This is a genomic window from Kitasatospora sp. NPDC057965 (genome assembly GCF_042887135.1).
Lineage (GTDB): Bacteria > Actinomycetota > Actinomycetes > Streptomycetales > Streptomycetaceae > Kitasatospora.
Genome location: NZ_JBHVPZ010000011.1, coordinates 50,613 through 65,655 on the forward strand (window position 1 = coordinate 50,613; position 15,043 = coordinate 65,655).

General features: G+C 75.4%; 16 protein-coding genes. 9 read left to right on the plus strand and 7 right to left on the minus strand.

Annotation, left to right across the window (positions count from 1 at the left end; translation table 11 throughout):
- Positions 1–82: 82 nt before the first annotated feature.
- Positions 83–1,096: a glycosyltransferase family 2 protein gene (locus ACFVVU_RS16140; protein ID WP_387790408.1), complete on the plus strand. Its 1,014-nt coding sequence runs from the start codon at positions 83–85 to the stop codon at positions 1,094–1,096.
- Between the two features lie 37 nt (positions 1,097–1,133).
- Here the strand turns inward: ACFVVU_RS16140 and ACFVVU_RS16145 are convergent, their stop codons facing one another.
- A complete protein-coding gene (locus ACFVVU_RS16145; RefSeq protein ID WP_387790410.1) occupies positions 1,134–1,703 on the minus strand; it encodes a hypothetical protein in 570 nt (189 codons plus the stop codon).
- A gap of 49 nt (positions 1,704–1,752) precedes the next feature.
- A complete protein-coding gene (locus tag ACFVVU_RS16150) occupies positions 1,753–2,379 on the minus strand; it encodes a hypothetical protein (RefSeq protein WP_387790412.1) in 627 nt (208 codons plus the stop codon).
- Positions 2,380–2,528: 149 nt separating this feature from the next.
- Here ACFVVU_RS16150 and ACFVVU_RS16155 point away from each other — a divergent pair, with 149 nt between their 5' ends.
- Positions 2,529–5,471, plus strand: a complete 2,943-nt coding sequence (locus tag ACFVVU_RS16155; RefSeq protein WP_387790414.1) for an FAD-binding and (Fe-S)-binding domain-containing protein — start codon at positions 2,529–2,531, stop codon at positions 5,469–5,471.
- Positions 5,472–5,528: 57 nt separating this feature from the next.
- Positions 5,529–5,942 carry a PaaI family thioesterase gene (locus tag ACFVVU_RS16160; protein WP_387790416.1) on the plus strand — a complete coding sequence of 138 codons (414 nt, stop codon included), beginning with the start codon at positions 5,529–5,531 and terminating at the stop codon, positions 5,940–5,942.
- Positions 5,943–5,989: 47 nt separating this feature from the next.
- Here ACFVVU_RS16160 and ACFVVU_RS16165 read toward each other — a convergent pair whose 3' ends face one another.
- Both ACFVVU_RS16165 and ACFVVU_RS16170 read right to left on the minus strand, forming a co-directional pair.
- Positions 5,990–6,457: a CBS domain-containing protein gene (locus ACFVVU_RS16165; protein ID WP_380684929.1), complete on the minus strand. Its 468-nt coding sequence runs from the start codon at positions 6,455–6,457 to the stop codon at positions 5,990–5,992.
- A 76-nt stretch (positions 6,458–6,533) separates the two neighbouring features.
- Positions 6,534–7,541 carry a slipin family protein gene (locus ACFVVU_RS16170; protein WP_387790418.1) on the minus strand — a complete coding sequence of 336 codons (1,008 nt, stop codon included), beginning with the start codon at positions 7,539–7,541 and terminating at the stop codon, positions 6,534–6,536.
- A 139-nt stretch (positions 7,542–7,680) separates the two neighbouring features.
- Here ACFVVU_RS16170 and ACFVVU_RS16175 point away from each other — a divergent pair, with 139 nt between their 5' ends.
- Positions 7,681–8,496: a uracil-DNA glycosylase gene (locus tag ACFVVU_RS16175; protein WP_387790419.1), complete on the plus strand. Its 816-nt coding sequence runs from the start codon at positions 7,681–7,683 to the stop codon at positions 8,494–8,496.
- A 9-nt stretch (positions 8,497–8,505) separates the two neighbouring features.
- Here ACFVVU_RS16175 and ACFVVU_RS16180 read toward each other — a convergent pair whose 3' ends face one another.
- The 3 genes from ACFVVU_RS16180 to ACFVVU_RS16190 form a co-directional block, all read right to left on the minus strand.
- A complete protein-coding gene (locus ACFVVU_RS16180; protein ID WP_387790421.1) occupies positions 8,506–9,381 on the minus strand; it encodes a CHAD domain-containing protein in 876 nt (291 codons plus the stop codon).
- A gap of 209 nt (positions 9,382–9,590) precedes the next feature.
- Positions 9,591–9,977: a hypothetical protein gene (locus tag ACFVVU_RS16185; RefSeq protein ID WP_380684925.1), complete on the minus strand. Its 387-nt coding sequence runs from the start codon at positions 9,975–9,977 to the stop codon at positions 9,591–9,593.
- On the minus strand, positions 9,974–10,354 hold the full coding sequence (locus tag ACFVVU_RS16190) for a hypothetical protein (protein WP_387790422.1): 381 nt from the start codon (positions 10,352–10,354) through the stop codon (positions 9,974–9,976). The genes ACFVVU_RS16185 and ACFVVU_RS16190 overlap by 4 nt, the downstream gene beginning before the upstream one ends.
- Before the next feature lie 28 nt (positions 10,355–10,382).
- On the opposite strand from ACFVVU_RS16190, the gene ACFVVU_RS16195 reads away from it, so the two are divergent.
- The 5 genes from ACFVVU_RS16195 (at position 10,383) to ACFVVU_RS16215 (ending at position 14,987) form a co-directional block, all read left to right on the plus strand.
- Positions 10,383–10,592: a hypothetical protein gene (locus tag ACFVVU_RS16195; protein ID WP_387790424.1), complete on the plus strand. Its 210-nt coding sequence runs from the start codon at positions 10,383–10,385 to the stop codon at positions 10,590–10,592.
- 213 nt (positions 10,593–10,805) lie between these two features.
- On the plus strand, positions 10,806–11,486 hold the full coding sequence (locus ACFVVU_RS16200; RefSeq protein ID WP_387790426.1) for a hypothetical protein: 681 nt from the start codon (positions 10,806–10,808) through the stop codon (positions 11,484–11,486).
- A gap of 208 nt (positions 11,487–11,694) precedes the next feature.
- Positions 11,695–12,528, plus strand: a complete 834-nt coding sequence (locus tag ACFVVU_RS16205; protein WP_380687404.1) for a DsbA family protein — start codon at positions 11,695–11,697, stop codon at positions 12,526–12,528.
- Positions 12,529–12,592: 64 nt separating this feature from the next.
- Entirely contained in the window at positions 12,593–13,264 is a 672-nt protein-coding gene (locus ACFVVU_RS16210) for a vitamin K epoxide reductase family protein (protein WP_387790427.1), read from the plus strand.
- Positions 13,265–13,793: 529 nt separating this feature from the next.
- Positions 13,794–14,987 (plus strand): hypothetical protein, encoded by a 1,194-nt coding sequence (locus ACFVVU_RS16215; protein ID WP_387790428.1) that lies wholly within the window; start codon positions 13,794–13,796, stop codon positions 14,985–14,987.
- Positions 14,988–15,043 lie beyond the last annotated feature (56 nt).

Consider the following 15,043-nt stretch of genomic DNA (forward strand, 5'->3'; position numbering starts at 1 on the left):
CGTACGATTTGATGGGTATTGCCCGACCTACGGACCGTCAGGGCTTTGCGACCGTCCGCAGGCGCTCCTACGCTCCCGCGTCATGCCCTCACCCCTGATCAGCGTCGTGATCCCCGCCTATGACCAGCAGAAACAGCTGGCGGACTGCCTGGACTCGCTGCTCGCCCAGTCCTTCCGCGACTTCGAGGTGCTGGTGGTCGTCGACCGCTCCCCCGAGTGCCCGGCGCAGCTCGCCGAGCGCTACGCCGCCCGCCACCCCCAGGTCTCCGTACTGCGCCTGGACGCGGCCGTCGGCGTCGGCGTCAGCCGCAACGCGGGCGCCGGCCACGCCCGGGGCGAGTACCTGCTCTTCCTCGACGCCGACCACCTGCTCGCCCGCGACGCCCTGCGCTCCTTCGCCGACCGGATGGCCGTGACCGGGCCGGTCGACCTGCTGCTCTTCGGCCACACCCGGCAGCACGCCGGGCGCGACTGGCCCGGCGCCGCCGAGGCGCTGCTCGCCGAGGCCGGACCCGAGGTCTTCGGCCCGCTGGAGCACCCCGAGCTGCTGGGCGCGCCCGCGCTGATCTGGGACCGCCTGGTCGGCCGCGCGCACTGGCACCAGCAGGGCCTCACCTTCCCCGACGGCCGCTACGAGGAGATCCCGCCGGTGCACCGGGCGATGCTGACGGCCGGCCGGATCGCCGTCCTGCCGCGCGCCTGCGTGCAGCTGCGCCGCCGGGAGACCGTCCACCCGACCGGCTCCCCGGGCGACAGCAGCTTCGACGTCTTCGAGCAGTACGAGCGGACCTTCGCGCTGCTGGACGTCCTGGGCTCCCCGAACGCCGTCCGGGAGGCGCTGTTCACCCGGATGATCCGGCACTACCTGTTCGTCTTCGAGCTGGCCGGCTGCGTCGCCCGCGCCGAGCGCCCGCAGTTCTTCCACCGGGCGGCCGAGCACCACCGCCGCTTCCAGCCCCCCGGCCACCGCCGCCCGGGCGGCCGCGAGGGCGTCAAGTTCTCCCTGCTGGCGGGCGGCGCCTACCCGGCGTTCGAGGTCGCCAAGCTCTCCCACATCGCCGCCGGCACCCTCACCGGAGCCGCCCGCCGCCGCTGACGCCCGGTAGGGGGGTGTGGTGGATCGGCCCCGGCCGTCACCGCGGCCCGCGGTACTCCAGGCGGACGGCGTCGAGGTCCACCGGCCGCTCGTAGTACGCCTCGGCCCAGTCGCGGAAGGCCTCCGGGGTGCCGTCGAGCAGCAGCCGGAACAGGTGGCCGGCGCCGTCCGGGTCCTCGCCGTCGGCGGGGTCGAAGCGGACGTCCCCGGTGCGCCACCGGTCGTCGCCGGCCTCCCGCCACAGGCAGACCGTCACATCGGGCACGTCGCCGTCGGCCGCCTCCCCGAGCAGGGGGCGGAACACCTCCGGCACCGCGTCGAGCACGCCCGGCCACACCGTGCCGTCCCCCGCGTGCGGGCTCAGCGGCGACTCGTGGTCGAAGCCCAGGGCCATCGCGCCTTCGGCCGTGAAGACGATCGTGTAGGAATCCCCCGCACCGTTGTCCATCCAGGCGACCTCGCGGCCCGGCGCCCCGTCGGCGGCGAAGCCGTGCCGGCGGTACGGGTCGTCGGGCGCGAGCGCGGCCTCCGCCGCGGCCAGCGCGCGGCAGAGGTCGCGCAGGGCGGGAACGGCCGGCAGCCGTCGGGCGACGTCGTGCACACTCATGGCCGAATTCCAGCAGACGCCTCCGACAACGGCGCCGCGGACCGGGTGGTCAGCGGTGCGCGGTGCCGCCGTCGGCGGCGAGGGCCGCGGCGATCCGGCGCAGGCTGTCGGCGCGGACGTCGTCCGGCAGCGGCGGCAGGAGGTCCATCCACAGCGGCAGGGTGGAGCCGACCAGCTGCCGCTGGCCCTCGGGTCGGGCGATCAGCCACAGGTGCAGGTGGGCCGCGCCGTCGCCCCAGCGACTCACGTGGACCCGGCCGATGCCGCCGAGTCCGAGGATCGCCCGCTCCACGCGCTGGAGCACCGGGCCGAGCTCGGCGGCCCGGGCCGGCGGGAGGTCGAGCAGGTCGTGGTGGCCGCGCGGGTTGAGCAGCAGCACGGCGGGCAGGCCGTGCGGCTCGCCGTAGGCGCGCAGGCGCCAGTGCTCGTCGGTCCAGACGAAGTCCTCGTCCGGGCGGCCGCACTCACCGCACTCCGCCGGCCCCGCCTCGCCGTGCCGGGGCGGTTCGGGCAGCTCGGGGGCGTCCAGCGTCCGCGCCCGCAGCTCGCCGCCCTCGGAGGGCTCGTACGGGAAGATCGACCAGGACGGCGCGGCGTCCTCGGGTATCGGCAGCCGCTCGCCGACCGGCAGGTGGGCGAGGAAGGGGTGGGGGGCTTCGTGAGGGTCGGTGATCATGGAAAGGACACTGCCAGACGCCCCGGGTGCCCGGCCAGCCCTTTCCCGGTACCGCCCGCCGTTCGCGGCTGCGATGATCGGCACAGTCACGAAGCCGCACCGCCGCACCGCCGCACCGCTCAGCGTCCACCGCCCGGGAGGACCCGCCCGTGAGCCGCCCCGACACCGCGCCCGGCACCGACCTGGCCCGCGAGCTGTCCGCCGTACTGCGCGGCGACGTCCGCTTCGGCGCCGCCGAGCGCACCGCGTACAGCCACGACGCCTCCAACTACCGCCAGCTGCCGCTCGGCGTGGTCAAGCCCGCCGACCTGGACGACGTGCGCACCGCGCTCGCGCTGTGCCGTCGCTACGAGGTGCCGGTGGTGGCGCGCGGCGCCGGGACGAGCATCGGCGGGCAGGCGATCGGCCCCGGCGCGGTGGTGCTCGACTTCCGCCGCCACCTCGGCGCCGTCCTCGGCGTGGACCCGGAGCGCCGCACCGCACGGGTCGAGCCCGGCGCCGTGCTGGACGACCTGCAGCGCGCCGCGCGACCGTACGGGCTGCGCTTCGGGCCGGACCCGTCCACGCACAGCCGCTGCACCCTCGGCGGCATGATCGGCAACGACTCCTGCGGCGCGCACTCGGTGGCCTGGGGCCGGACCGCCGACAACGTCGAGTCGCTGGACCTGCTGCTCGCCGACGGCACCGAGCTGACCGTCGGCGGCCCGCTCGGCCCGGACGAACGCGCCGCGCTCGCCGCCCTGCCCGGGCGCATCGGCCAACTCCACCACCGGCTCCAGGAGTTCACCGACCGGAACCTGTCCGTCATCCGCCGGGGCATGCCCGCGCTGCCGCGCCGGGTCTCCGGATACCCGCTGGACGCGCTGCTCCCCGAACGCGGCCACCACCTGGCCCGGGCGCTCACCGGCACCGAGGGCACCTGCGCCCTGCTGCTCGGCGCCACCGTCAAGCTGGTCGAGGACCCGCCCGCGCGCGCCCTGGTGGTGGCCGGCTACCCGGACGAGACGGCCGCCGCCGACGCCGTCCCCGCCCTGCTGCCGCTCGGCCCGCTCACCGTCGAGGGCATGGCCGCCGACCTGCTCGCCGCGCTGCTCGCCGCCGGTCCGCGCCCGCCCGCCCTGGACCGGCTGCCCGACGGCGCCTGCTGGCTCTTCCTGGAGGCCGGCGGCGCCACCCCCGCCGAGGCGCTGGACACGGCCCGCCGGCTCGCCGACGCCGTCCGGCGCGAACGCACCGCCAACGCCGCCGTGGTGACCGACCCGGCCGAGCAGCGCCAGCTGTGGGACGTGCGGGAGGCGGGCGCCGGCACCGTCACCCGGCTGCCCGGGGGCGGTGAGGCGTGGCCCGGCTGGGAGGACTCCGCCGTCCCGCCGGAGCGGCTCGGCGACTACCTGCGCGAGCTGCGCGCGCTGCTGCGCCGCCACAGCCTGCGCGGCGTCCCGTACGGGCACTTCGGCGAGGGCTGCGTCCACCTGCGGATCGACTTCCCGCTCGCCCAGCCCCACGGGGTGCTGGTGTTCCGGGAGTTCCTGGAGCAGGCCGCCGATCTGGTGGTCTCGCACGGGGGTTCGCTCTCCGGCGAGCACGGCGACGGCCAGGCCCGCGCCGAACTGCTCCCACGCATGTACCCGACCGAAGTCATCGACCTGTTCCGGGAGTTCAAGCGGATCTGGGACCCCGAGCGGCTGCTCAACCCCGGCAACCTGGTCGACCCGCGCCCGCTCGACACCGACCTGCGGTTCACCGGGCCGGCGCCGACGCTGCCGCTCGCCCTGCCGTACGAGCAGGACGGCGGCAGCCTCGCCAAGGCGGTGCGCCGCTGCGTGGGCGTCGCCAAGTGCGTCGATACGAGCACCGGGGTGATGTGCCCCAGCTACATGGCCACCGGCGAGGAACGGCACTCCACCCGCGGCCGGGCCCGGCTGCTCGCCGAAATGCTGCGCGGCGGCGGCCCGTTCGGCGGTGCGATCGCGGACGGCTGGCGCTCGGCGGAGGTCCGCGAGGCACTGGACCTCTGCCTCGGCTGCAAGGGCTGCGCGAGCGACTGCCCGGTCCACGTCGACATGGCCACCTACCGGACCGAGTTCCTGTACCAGCACTACCGGCACCGGCCGCGGCCCGCCGCGCACTACGCGCTGGGCCGGCTGCCGCTCTGGCTGCGCGGCACGTCCCTGGCACCCGCCCTGGCACCCGCCGTGGCCAACACCCTCGCCCGCTCACCCGCCGCCGGGGCGCTCAAGCGGCTCGCCGGGATCGACCCGCGCCGGGTGCTGCCGGTCCTGCCGCCGGAGACCTTCACCCGCTGGTACCGGCGCCACCGCGCCGCCGCCGGACCGGCCCCGGCGGGTGCGCCGCCCGTGCTGCTCTGGCCGGACACCTTCGCCAACCACCTGCAGCCGGAGGTGCTGCGCGCCGCCGTCGAGGTGCTGGAGCACCTGGGCTTCGACGTCCGGCTGCCGGCAGGACCGGTCTGCTGCGGCCTGACCTGGTACTCCACCGGCCAACTCCCCGGCGCCCGCCGGGTGATGCGGCGCAGCCTGGCCGCGCTCGCCGCCACCGGTCTGCCCGCCGGCACACCCGTCGTCGGACTCGACCCGAGCTGCACCGCGACGCTGCGCGAGGAGGTGCCGCGCCTGCTCGGCCCCGAGGGCCGCCCGCTGGCCGAACGGACCCGTACGTTCGCCGAGTTCATCGACGAGTACGCGCCCGACGCGCCGCTGCCGCAGCTGCCGGTGGACGCCGTCACCCAGACCCACTGCCACCAGCACGCGGTGCTCGGCAGCGCGGCGGACCGCCGGGTGGAGCGGCGGATGGGCGTCAACAACCGGGTGCTGGACTCGGGTTGCTGCGGGCTGGCGGGCAACTTCGGCTTCGAACGCGGCCACTACGAGGTCTCGGTGGCGATCGCCGAGCGCGTCCTGCTGCCCGAGCTGCGCTCCGCCGGGCCGGACACCGTGGTCCTCGCGGACGGTTTCAGCTGCCGCACCCAGATCGCCCAACTCGCCGAGGGCCGCCGGGCCCTGCACCTGGCGGAGCTGATGCGGCGGGCGCTGCACGCGCAGACGTACGACGGCCGGCGGACCCCTCGGTGACGGCGAGACCGACGGCGAAACCCTGACACCGTGCGGCGCGGCCGTCACAATGACGGCATGACCACGCTCAGCACCGCCGAGGCGGACCGCATCCTGGCCGACAACTTCGCCCCCTGGGTGCGGGCCCTCGGCCTCTCGGCGGTCGGGACCGGCGAGCGCCACGCCGTGCTGCGGCTTCCCTGGTCCGACCACCTGGCCCGGGAGGGCGGCGCGCTGTCCGGGCAGGCCCTGATGGCCGCCGCCGACACCGCCTGCGTGATCGCGCTCTCGGCGGCCCGCGGCGGCTTCGGCCCGATGACCACCGTCCAGCAGTCGACCAGCTTCCAGCGCGCGGTGACCGGGCGGGACGTCCTGGTCACCGCCCGGGTCACCAGGCTCGGCCGGCGGATCGCCTTCCTGGACATCGGCCTGACCGCGGAGGGCGAGGAGGACGAGGCGGCCCACGCCACCGCGGTCTACGCGCTGGCCTGAGCCTCCTCATGGGGTCCTCGGAAGGTCCTCACACGGTCTGCCGGTCCTCACGCGGTCTGCGGTGTCTCCAGCACCTCCTTCGAGCGCGGCGAGTCCTCGGCGCAGACCGCCGTCACGAACTCCGCCACCAGGGCCTGGGGCATGCCGCGCGCGATGTCCGCCTCGCTGATCATGCCGACCAGCTCGTGCTCCGGGTGGTTGATCACCGGCAGCCGGCGCACCCGGTACTGCTCCATCACCCGCAGCACCTGCTCGACGTCCTCGTCCGCCTCCACCGTCATCGGCCGCCCCTGGGCCACGTCCCCGGCCGTCACCCGCTCCGCGTCGAGGCCCTCGGCCACGCACTTGAGCACGATGTCCCGGTCGGTGAGGATGCCCAGGAGCTTCTGCCGCTCTCCGCAGATCGGCAGTGCCCCGACTCCGCGTTCCTTCATGATCCGGGCCGCGGCGGCGAGCGTCTCGTGCTCGCCCACGCATTCGGCGCCCCGGTGCATGATGTCGCCCGCATTGGTCATGATCGGCCTCCTGACGTGCCTGCCACTGCCACTTCTCCATCGTGGTCCGGCGCCGGGAGCCCCGCCACCGGGCCCGCTACGTCCTTCCGCCGCTCTTCCCGCCGTCGTTCTCGCCGACGTCCTTGCCGGCGTCCTTGCCGTCTCCGGCGCGCCGCTCCGGCGGATCCAGCGGCGAGCTGTCCAGCACCTCCTCCAGCGGAGGAAGTTCGAGCTGCTCCATACCCGGCAGCGGCGGCGCCTCGACCTTCCCGGGCTCCACCGAGTCCACGCCGTCCACGCCGTCCGCCCCGGAGCCGCCCTGCTCCGCGCCGCGCCGGTGCGTCTCGGCGGCGCTGTCCAGGAACCGCAGCAGCTCCACCGGGAACGGCAGCACCAGCGTCGAGTTCTTCTCCGCCGCGACCTCCACCACCGTCTGCAACAGCCGCAGTTGGAGCGCCGCCGGGGTCTCGCTCATCACCGCGGCCGCCTCCGACAGCCGCGCGGACGCCTGGTACTCGCCGTCCGCCGTGATGATCCGCGCCCGCCGCTCCCGCTCGGCCTCCGCCTGCCGGGACATCGAGCGCTTCATCGCCTCCGGCAGGGCGACGTCCTTGATCTCCACCCGGTCGATCTCGATCCCCCAGCCCAGCGCCGGACTGTCGATCATCAACTCCAGGCCCTGGTTGATCGGTTCGCGGTTGGCCAGCAGGTCGTCCAGCTCGCTCTTGCCGATGATCGACCGCAGCGAGGTCTGCGCCACCTGGGAGATCGCGAAGTTGTAGTCCTGCACGTTGACGATCGCCTTCACCGGGTCCACCACCCGGAAGTACACGACGGCGTCCACCCGGACGGTCACGTTGTCCCGGGTGATGCCCTCCTGCGCCGGGATCGGCAGCGTCACGATCTGCACGTTCACCCGGCGCAGCCGGTCCGCGACCGGCACCAGCGCGACCAGCCCCGGATCGCGCACCTCGTCGCGCACCCGGCCGAATCGGAACACCACGCCCCGCTGGAACTGCTGCACGACCCGCAGGCTCATCCCTCCCACCACGGCCGTCAGCAACAGCACCACGACGATGACCCCGACCACCACATCGACGACCATGACGGCCTCCTCGCGCAGCAGCGAGCACCGGCCGTCGCCGACCCGCTCCGGCCGACGGCCACCGGAACCACTGGTTCCACGCTACGCCTGCCCGGCCGGCGCCAGAACGAACCCGGTGCGCGGGCCTAGGATCGTCGCCATGCCGCAGTCCCCCGCGCGCCCGCCGGACCCTGCACGCCCGCCGGCCCCCGCCGACGACCCGGGCCACCCGCGCCACCCCACCGAGGCGGCCGCCCGCGCCGTGGACCTCGCCGCCCTCGACCGGGTCGTCACCGGCTGCCGGGCCTGCCCGCGGCTGGTCGAGTGGCGCGAGGAGGCCGCCCGCACCAAGCGCCGCGCCTACCTGGACTGGGACTACTGGGCCCGCCCCATCCCCGGCTTCGGCCCGCCCGACGCCCCGCTCCTCCTGGTCGGCCTCGCCCCCGCCGCGCACGGCGCCAACCGCACCGGCCGGATCTTCACCGGCGACCCCTCCGGCGACCTGCTCTACGCCGCCCTGCACCGGCTGGGCCTCGCCAACCGCGCCGAGTCCGTCCGCCACGGCGACGGCCTGGCCCTGCACGGCGTGCGGATCACCGACCCGGTCCGCTGCGCCCCGCCCGACAACAGGCCCAGCACCGCCGAACGCGACACCTGCCGCCCCTGGATCACCCGCGAACTCGAACTCTGCCGCCCCACCGTACGCAGCGTCGTCGCCCTCGGCGGCTTCGCCTGGCAGGCCCTGCTCCCCGCACTCGACGCGGCCGGCTGGACACTCCCCCGACCCCGGCCGCCGTTCGGCCACGGCGCCCATGTCACCCTGCCGGCCCGCGACGGCGGCCCGCCGCTGGAGCTGTTCGGCTGCTACCACGTGAGCCCGCGCAACACCAACACCGGCCGCCTCAGCACCGCCATGCTGCGCGACCTGCTCCGCACCGCCGCCCGCACCGCCGGCCTCGACCCGGCCGAGGAGTAGCCCCGCCCCTCACCCGAACCGCGCCAGCTTCGGCCGGGCGGCCCTCGCCCACACCTTGGGCAGCGCGAGCCGGGCCCGCTCCGCCTCCGCCAGCTGCTGCCCGTAGAGCACGCCGTAGGCGAACGGCTCCTCGGTCGCGCCCGCCCGGTCCCGCAGCGCGGCCGACGCCACCACCGCGTCCTGGTGCTCCCCCAGCACCTCCTGGACGGCCTTCATCCGCTCCACGTACCGCTCCGCCGCCCGGCCCGCCACCGGCACCGCGGTCTCGCCCGCGTACCGGGCGCGCTTGGCCGCCTTCCGGGCCTCGTGCAGGGCCGCGTCCGGTGCCGAGGCGTCCATGAGCGCCGACCGCACCCGCTCCGCGGTCCGCCGCTGCTCGCGCCCGGCCACCCGGGCCAGCTCCGGACCGGCCGCCCGGTCCGCCCGTCGGCGCAGCGGCGGGTCGGCCAGCAGCGCCGCCAGGCCGGCCGCCAGGGCGCGGCGGCGCGGGCTGTCCAGCGCGGCCACCACCTCCGGCCGGACCCGCCGGTACTCGGCCCGCCCCCAGTGCTCCAACTCCGCCGCGATCCGCTCGGGCCCGCACTCCGCGGGCAGCTCCCGTGCCCGTGCCGCCAGCCGCTCCCCCAGCACCTCCCGGTCCCGGGCCCGCCCCAGCGCCGCCGCGAGCCATCGCAGCTCGGCCACCAACTCGTCCGCGGCCCCGGGCGCGAGCAGCCGTCGGTAGGTGCGGAAGGCACTGCGCAACCGCCGGCACGCGACCCGCATCCGGTGCACCGCGTCCGGCTCGTCCGCCCGCACCGCCTCGTCCAGCCCGGCCAGCACCTCGGCCTGCGCCCGGATCCGCCCGAGCACGACCTCACCCGCGGTGACCACATCACCCGCCATCCGCCCGCACCCCCTCCAGGGGCCGTCGAGAACCCCTCCAGGCTAGCCCGCCCACCCCACCCGCGACCAAGCCGGCAGCTCGAATTGGCAGGAGCACACGGCGCGGCGGCAACCGGCACGGGAAGTCGATCCGGCCGACTTCTGATGCCACCGCCCCACAGGTAGTGGCCGGCGAGGGAAGTCGGGGGCTGGGACCTCGTGGGGGCGGGTCAGGGGCGGAGTTGGACGGCGAGGGACATGGTGTAGCCGACGAGGGCGGCGAAGAAGACGACTGCGGTGGTATAGCGGGCGGTGAAGGGGAGGCCGGCGAGGGCGGGGTAGAGGAGGACGGCGGTGCCGGCGGCGAGGTCGGCGAGGTAGAGGCCCCGGGGTGGGACGGTGCCGGTGGTGCGGGCGGCCCAGCCGGTGGCGACCAGGAAGCCGGTGAGCAGGATGAAGCCGGACAGCAGGCCGGAGCCGATGCTGGAGAGCACGGGGTGGGGTTCGGGCGGGAGTTCGCCCTCAGGGACGGCCGGGCGCACCCGGTGGGCGATGGCGAGGGCGCCGACGGCGAAGGTCACGCACGCGGCGGCGCTCAGCAGGGGCGCGGGGTTCATCGGCGGCTCCGGGAGGTCGTGTGGTGGTGGCCGAGCGCGGCCGCGAGGGCGGCCGGGAGGAGGACGGTGAGGACGAGCACGGCCGTCCAGGCGGTCGCGTCGAGCTCGCCGGCGGGCGGTGCGGCGGGCGGCGGGGGCGCGGCGGCAACCACCGCGACGGTGGCCGTCGGGCCGGGGGCGGGCGGCGGGGCCGGGGGCGGGGGTTGCGCCGTCCAGCTCGGCGAGGTCTGCACCGGGGCGGGGGCGGGCGGCCGGACGGGCGGCACCGCTTCCACGGTGATCGGGGCCCGGGGCGGCAGCGGGGGCGGTTTCACCACGTGCGGCGGTGGCGGGGGCGGGGTCGGCGAGGCGGTCGGGGCAGCCGGGGAGGTCGGCACCGCCGGAGGAGACGGGGGCGGAGCGGGCGTGGACAGCGGCGAGGGCGAGGGGACCGGCAAGGGCTCCGGGGAGGGAGTCGGCGCGGCGGTCGGCACCACAGGCGTCGGCGCCGGCGTCGACGTCGGCGAGGGCGGCGGGACCGACGGCGTCGGCGACGGGCAGTGCCACGGCCAGGCCCACGACGGCCACGGCGGCGACGGCCGCGGCGGCACCGTCGGCCCCGGGCCAAGGGCGTAGTCCATCGCCCGATTGTCGGACCGCCCCACCACCCCCGTCAGGGCCTGACGGCCCCTCACCCGACCGGCGCCCCGCCAAACCCATCGCCGCGGTGAACTCCCCACCCCCGGCTACCGAACACACGACCGATGCGGGACAACCTGTACCCGGATCCGGCCGTAACCGGGGACGCACTCTCGTGCCCGATGTAAACGCCGTGACATACTCCCGAACGTGATGACGACCTCCACCCACGCGACGAGGGCCCTGCGGGCCGCGGTGTTCACCGCGCTCGCCGTGCCGCTGTCCGCGCTGGGCCAGGTCCTCATCACCGGCCGTCCGCTGCCGCTGGCGCTGGTGGGGATGGCCACCGCCGTCGTCTTCCTGGTCTCGGCCGCGCTGGCCGGCGGGGAACGGCGGCTGTCGCAGATCGCGGCCGTGATGGTCCCGGTCGAACTGCTGCTCAACACGACCTTCAATCTGGGCCAGACCAGCTGTGGTCCGGTCCTCGGCGGCGACCTCCCGGCCCGCGGCATGAACCTGCTGGTCTGCGGCGGCGGCTCGGTGGACGGATCGTCGCTGTTCTACGGCCAGTTGGGCCATTCCGGACGACTGGCACCCGCCGCCACCCAGGTACTGCTCCTGCTGGTGCACCTGGTGATCGCGCTGGCCGCCGCCGCCTGGCTGCGGCTCGGGGACGCCGCCCTGTCGAGCCTCGGGCGGGCGCTGCGCGCACTGCGCCAGGCCGTCGCCGCGCCGCTGCGGGCGCTGGTCCTGCTGCTCGTCCCGGCGCCGGCCCGGCCGGTGCTGCGGGTGCCGCTGCCGGTCTCGGACCGCCGCCGCCCGCGCCGCGAGGACGTGGTGCTGAGCCCGGCGCCGCGCCGCGGCCCGCCGCTGCTCGCGCCTGCCTGCTGACGAGCCCCTGGAACCCGGTCCCTCGCCCGAAGTCCGAAGAAGCGACGGCCGGTCCTCCGTGGGCCCGCGGCGGGCGGCGCACGACTCCGCCTCCCGTCCAGTCACCCCTCCGCCCTCGCGCGCCCGTGCTCAGCACGCCGTGCCGCGCGCCGGAGCGGGACACCCCCGCGCGCCCTGTTGCGCGCCCCCAATACGGAGTTGACCGAGCATGGCCCAGCCCACCCAGAAGCCCGCCCAGAAGCCCTCCCGCAAGCAGGCCCAGAAGATCAGCGCCCGCGAGCGCATCCAGGAGGCCCAGCGCCAGGAGAAGCAGGCCGCCAAGCGCCGTCAGCGGATCGTCGTCGGCGTCTCGGCCGCCGTCGCGCTCGCCCTGGTCGGCGGCACCGCGCTCGCGATCAGCATGGCCGACGACAAGAAGTCCTCCTCGACCGCGGCCGAGCCGACCGCGCTGGTCGTGCCGGCCAACACCTCCGGTCCGGACGGCACCGTGATCACCTACGGCAAGCCCGATGCCGCGCACACCCTCCAGGTGTTCGAGGACTTCCGCTGCCCGGTCTGCAAGACCTTCGAGGCCGCCAACGGCGACACCGTCAAGAAGCTGGCGGACGAGGGCACCGTCAAGGTCGAGTACCACCTGGCCGCGTTCCTGGACAAGAACCTCAGCGGGAAGGGCTCGCGCACCGCGCTGGCCGCGATCGGCGCGGCGGTGAACGAGGGCGTGGACAAGTTCAAGGCCTACCACGACGTGCTGTACGCCAACCAGCCGGACGAGCGCGAGGACGCGTTCGGCGACGTCAACCACCTGCTGCAGCTGGCCGACCAGGTGCCGGGGCTGAAGACGGACGCGTTCGTCAAGGCGGTCACCGACCGGACGTACGCGCCGTGGGCGAAGAAGGTCGCGGACGCGTTCAACGACAGCGGGGTGACCGGGACCCCGACGGTGAAGGTGGACGGCAAGCCGCTCACCCTGTTCAGCGGCAACCGCGCGATGACGCCGGAGCAGTTCACCGCCCAGGTGAAGCAGGCCGCGGGCTTGCAGTGAGCACCACCGGCCCGGCCGATTCCCGGCCGGGCCGGCCCCTTCCTCACCCACGGAGTGCTCTGCCATGACCGCATCGACCGCTCTGACTCCCTCCTCCCCGTCCTCCCGCCCCGCCTCCCCCGCGCCGGCCGCGCCCGGTTCGGCGCCGATCGGCGCGGGCCGCGCGTTCTCGCTCTTCCTCCTGATCGCCGCCCTGATCGGGCTGGCCGCCTCGGCCGTGCTGACCTTCGACAAGCTCCGCATCCTGGAGGACCCCTCCTACATCCCGAGCTGCAACCTCAACCCGGTGATCAGCTGCGGCTCGGTGATGCGCACCGACCAGGCCGAGGTGTTCGGCTTCCCCAACCCGCTGCTCGGGCTGGCCGCGTTCGGCGCGCTGGCGGCGGTCGGTGCCGGGCTGCTGGCGGGGGCCGCGTACCGCCGGTGGTTCTGGCTCGGCCTGCAGGCGGGGACGCTGTTCGGAGTGGGCTTCGTGCACTGGCTGATCGACCAGGCGCTGTACGACATCGGCGCGCTCTGCCCGTACTGCATGGTGGTCTGGGCGACGGTGGTGACGCTGTTCTGGTACACCACGCTGCACAACCTGCGCTCCGGGGTGATCCCGGTCGGACCGCGGCTCCAGCCGGTGGCCCGGGAGGCGGCCCGTTACCACTGGGCGCTGCCGGTGCTGTGGGCCGCGGTGATCGCGCTGCTGATCCTCAACCGGTTCTGGTCGTACTGGTCCACGCTGATCTGACGCGGCATCACTCCGACGGTCCGCCGGTTCGCCGATCCGTGCGGTGTTCGCGGCCCCGTACGCGACCAGTTCTCGCCCTGGACCCGAAGTGTTCGCGAGGCATCGAGTACAGGCCTCCTCCCCTGCTAGAGATGACGTGTCCCCGACGGATCCGGGTCGGCCGCGACTGCGGCGGCCGGGTCCGGTCCGGGGGCACCGTCGTCCCTACACCCGGTGAGAGGAGGTGACCTTCATGAAGAAGATCGCCATTCGCAAGGCGGGCTCCGTCCGTCTGACCAGCGGCGCCTCGCTCTACGGCGGCGGCCCCTGTGGCCCGACCTGGCCGCCCGTGGTGCTCCCGGCCTAGTCCCGAGTGCTACGCCCCGGCGGCGGGCGTTCCAGATCCGCGCCCGCCGCCGGTGGCCCACCGGCCCACCCCGTCGGCGATCCGCTTGGAGGAGCGATGCCAGACCGGCCTGCCACCGCACCGCCACCCGGACCGGCGAGCAGCGGCCACCCGTCCCCCGGACAGCCGCACGGAGAAGGCCCGTTGACCTTCCACCCGCTGGTCTTCCAGCCGGAGGGCGACGAGGTGACGGTCGGCCGGCTCGACGAGGGCACCTTCGTCGTGCTGCCCGCCGACGGCGCCGCCCTGCTGCGACGGCTGGTCGACGGCGCCGAACCCGCCGAGGCCGCCCGGTGGTACGCCCGGAGCTACGGCGAGACGGTCGACATCGCGGAGTTCGTCGCCGACCTCGGCGAGCTGGGCTTCCTGCGCGACCCCGACGAGGCCCCCGCGCCACCGCCCGCGCCGGTGCGCTGGCAGCGGCTGGGCCGTGCGATGTTCTCCCCCGTCGGCGCCGCGCTCTACCTGGCGCTGCTGGCCGGTTCGGTGGTCACCCTGGCCCGCTCACCCGAACTGGTCCCCGGCTACCGGCACCTGTTCTTCACCCCGTACCTGTCGGTGCTGGTCATCGTGATGTTCCTGGCCCAGGCCCCGCTGATCCTGGTGCACGAGGCCGCGCACGCGCTGGCCGGCCGCCGGCTGGGCCTGCCGTCCCGGCTGTCGGTGGGCCGGCGGCTCTACTTCGTGGTGGTGCAGACCGAGCTCGACGGCCTGGTCACGGTGGACCGCCGGCGCCGGATCCTGCCGATGCTCGCCGGGGTGCTCGCCGATCTGGGCGTCCTGGCCGTGCTGACGCTGGTCGCGGCCGGCACCCGGCACTCCGACGGCGCGCTCTCCGCGGTCGGCGGGGTCGCACTCGGCCTGGCCTACTCCACCGTGCTGCGGGTGATCTGGCAGGCCCTCTTCTTCCTGCGCACCGACGGCTACTACCTCGTCGTCACCGTCCTCGGCTGCGTGGACCTGCACACCACCGCCAAGCAGCTGCTCGCCGACCGCTGGGCGCGGCTGCGCGGCCGCCCGGCCCCGTACGACCCGGAGGGCTGGCACCCCCGGGACCGCGCGGTGGCGCGCTGGTACTCGGTACTGATGGCGCTCGGCTACGCGACGGCCCTGGCGACGCTGGCGGTCAACCTGCCCCCGATCGTGGCCAGGGCGTCCCGGTCGGTGCTCGACCAGCTGTCCGCGGGCGGCGCCCACCGCTGGGCCGGGCTGGCCGACAGCATCGTCTTCCTGTTCCTGACCGTCGGTGAACTCGCCGTCTCCACCGCGCTGTACCTGCGCGAGCGGCGGGCCCGGCGCGCGGCGGCCGCCCCCGACGCGCTCCCAGCGGCCCCCTGATCCCGCCTCGCGATCCCACCCCTGTCCTGCCCCGGCGCCCGCCACCCCTGGAGGTC

Coding starts and splice junctions, on each gene's coding strand:
- ACFVVU_RS16140 (WP_387790408.1), top strand. CDS start 83: ATGCCCTCACCCCTGATCAGCGTCGTGATCCCCGCCTATGACCAGCAG.
- ACFVVU_RS16145 (WP_387790410.1), bottom strand. CDS start 1,703: ATGAGTGTGCACGACGTCGCCCGACGGCTGCCGGCCGTTCCCGCCCTG.
- ACFVVU_RS16150 (WP_387790412.1), bottom strand. CDS start 2,379: ATGATCACCGACCCTCACGAAGCCCCCCACCCCTTCCTCGCCCACCTG.
- ACFVVU_RS16160 (WP_387790416.1), top strand. CDS start 5,529: ATGACCACGCTCAGCACCGCCGAGGCGGACCGCATCCTGGCCGACAAC.
- ACFVVU_RS16165 (WP_380684929.1), bottom strand. CDS start 6,457: ATGACCAATGCGGGCGACATCATGCACCGGGGCGCCGAATGCGTGGGC.
- ACFVVU_RS16170 (WP_387790418.1), bottom strand. CDS start 7,541: ATGGTCGTCGATGTGGTGGTCGGGGTCATCGTCGTGGTGCTGTTGCTG.
- ACFVVU_RS16175 (WP_387790419.1), top strand. CDS start 7,681: ATGCCGCAGTCCCCCGCGCGCCCGCCGGACCCTGCACGCCCGCCGGCC.
- ACFVVU_RS16180 (WP_387790421.1), bottom strand. CDS start 9,381: ATGGCGGGTGATGTGGTCACCGCGGGTGAGGTCGTGCTCGGGCGGATC.
- ACFVVU_RS16185 (WP_380684925.1), bottom strand. CDS start 9,977: ATGAACCCCGCGCCCCTGCTGAGCGCCGCCGCGTGCGTGACCTTCGCC.
- ACFVVU_RS16205 (WP_380687404.1), top strand. CDS start 11,695: ATGGCCCAGCCCACCCAGAAGCCCGCCCAGAAGCCCTCCCGCAAGCAG.
- ACFVVU_RS16210 (WP_387790427.1), top strand. CDS start 12,593: ATGACCGCATCGACCGCTCTGACTCCCTCCTCCCCGTCCTCCCGCCCC.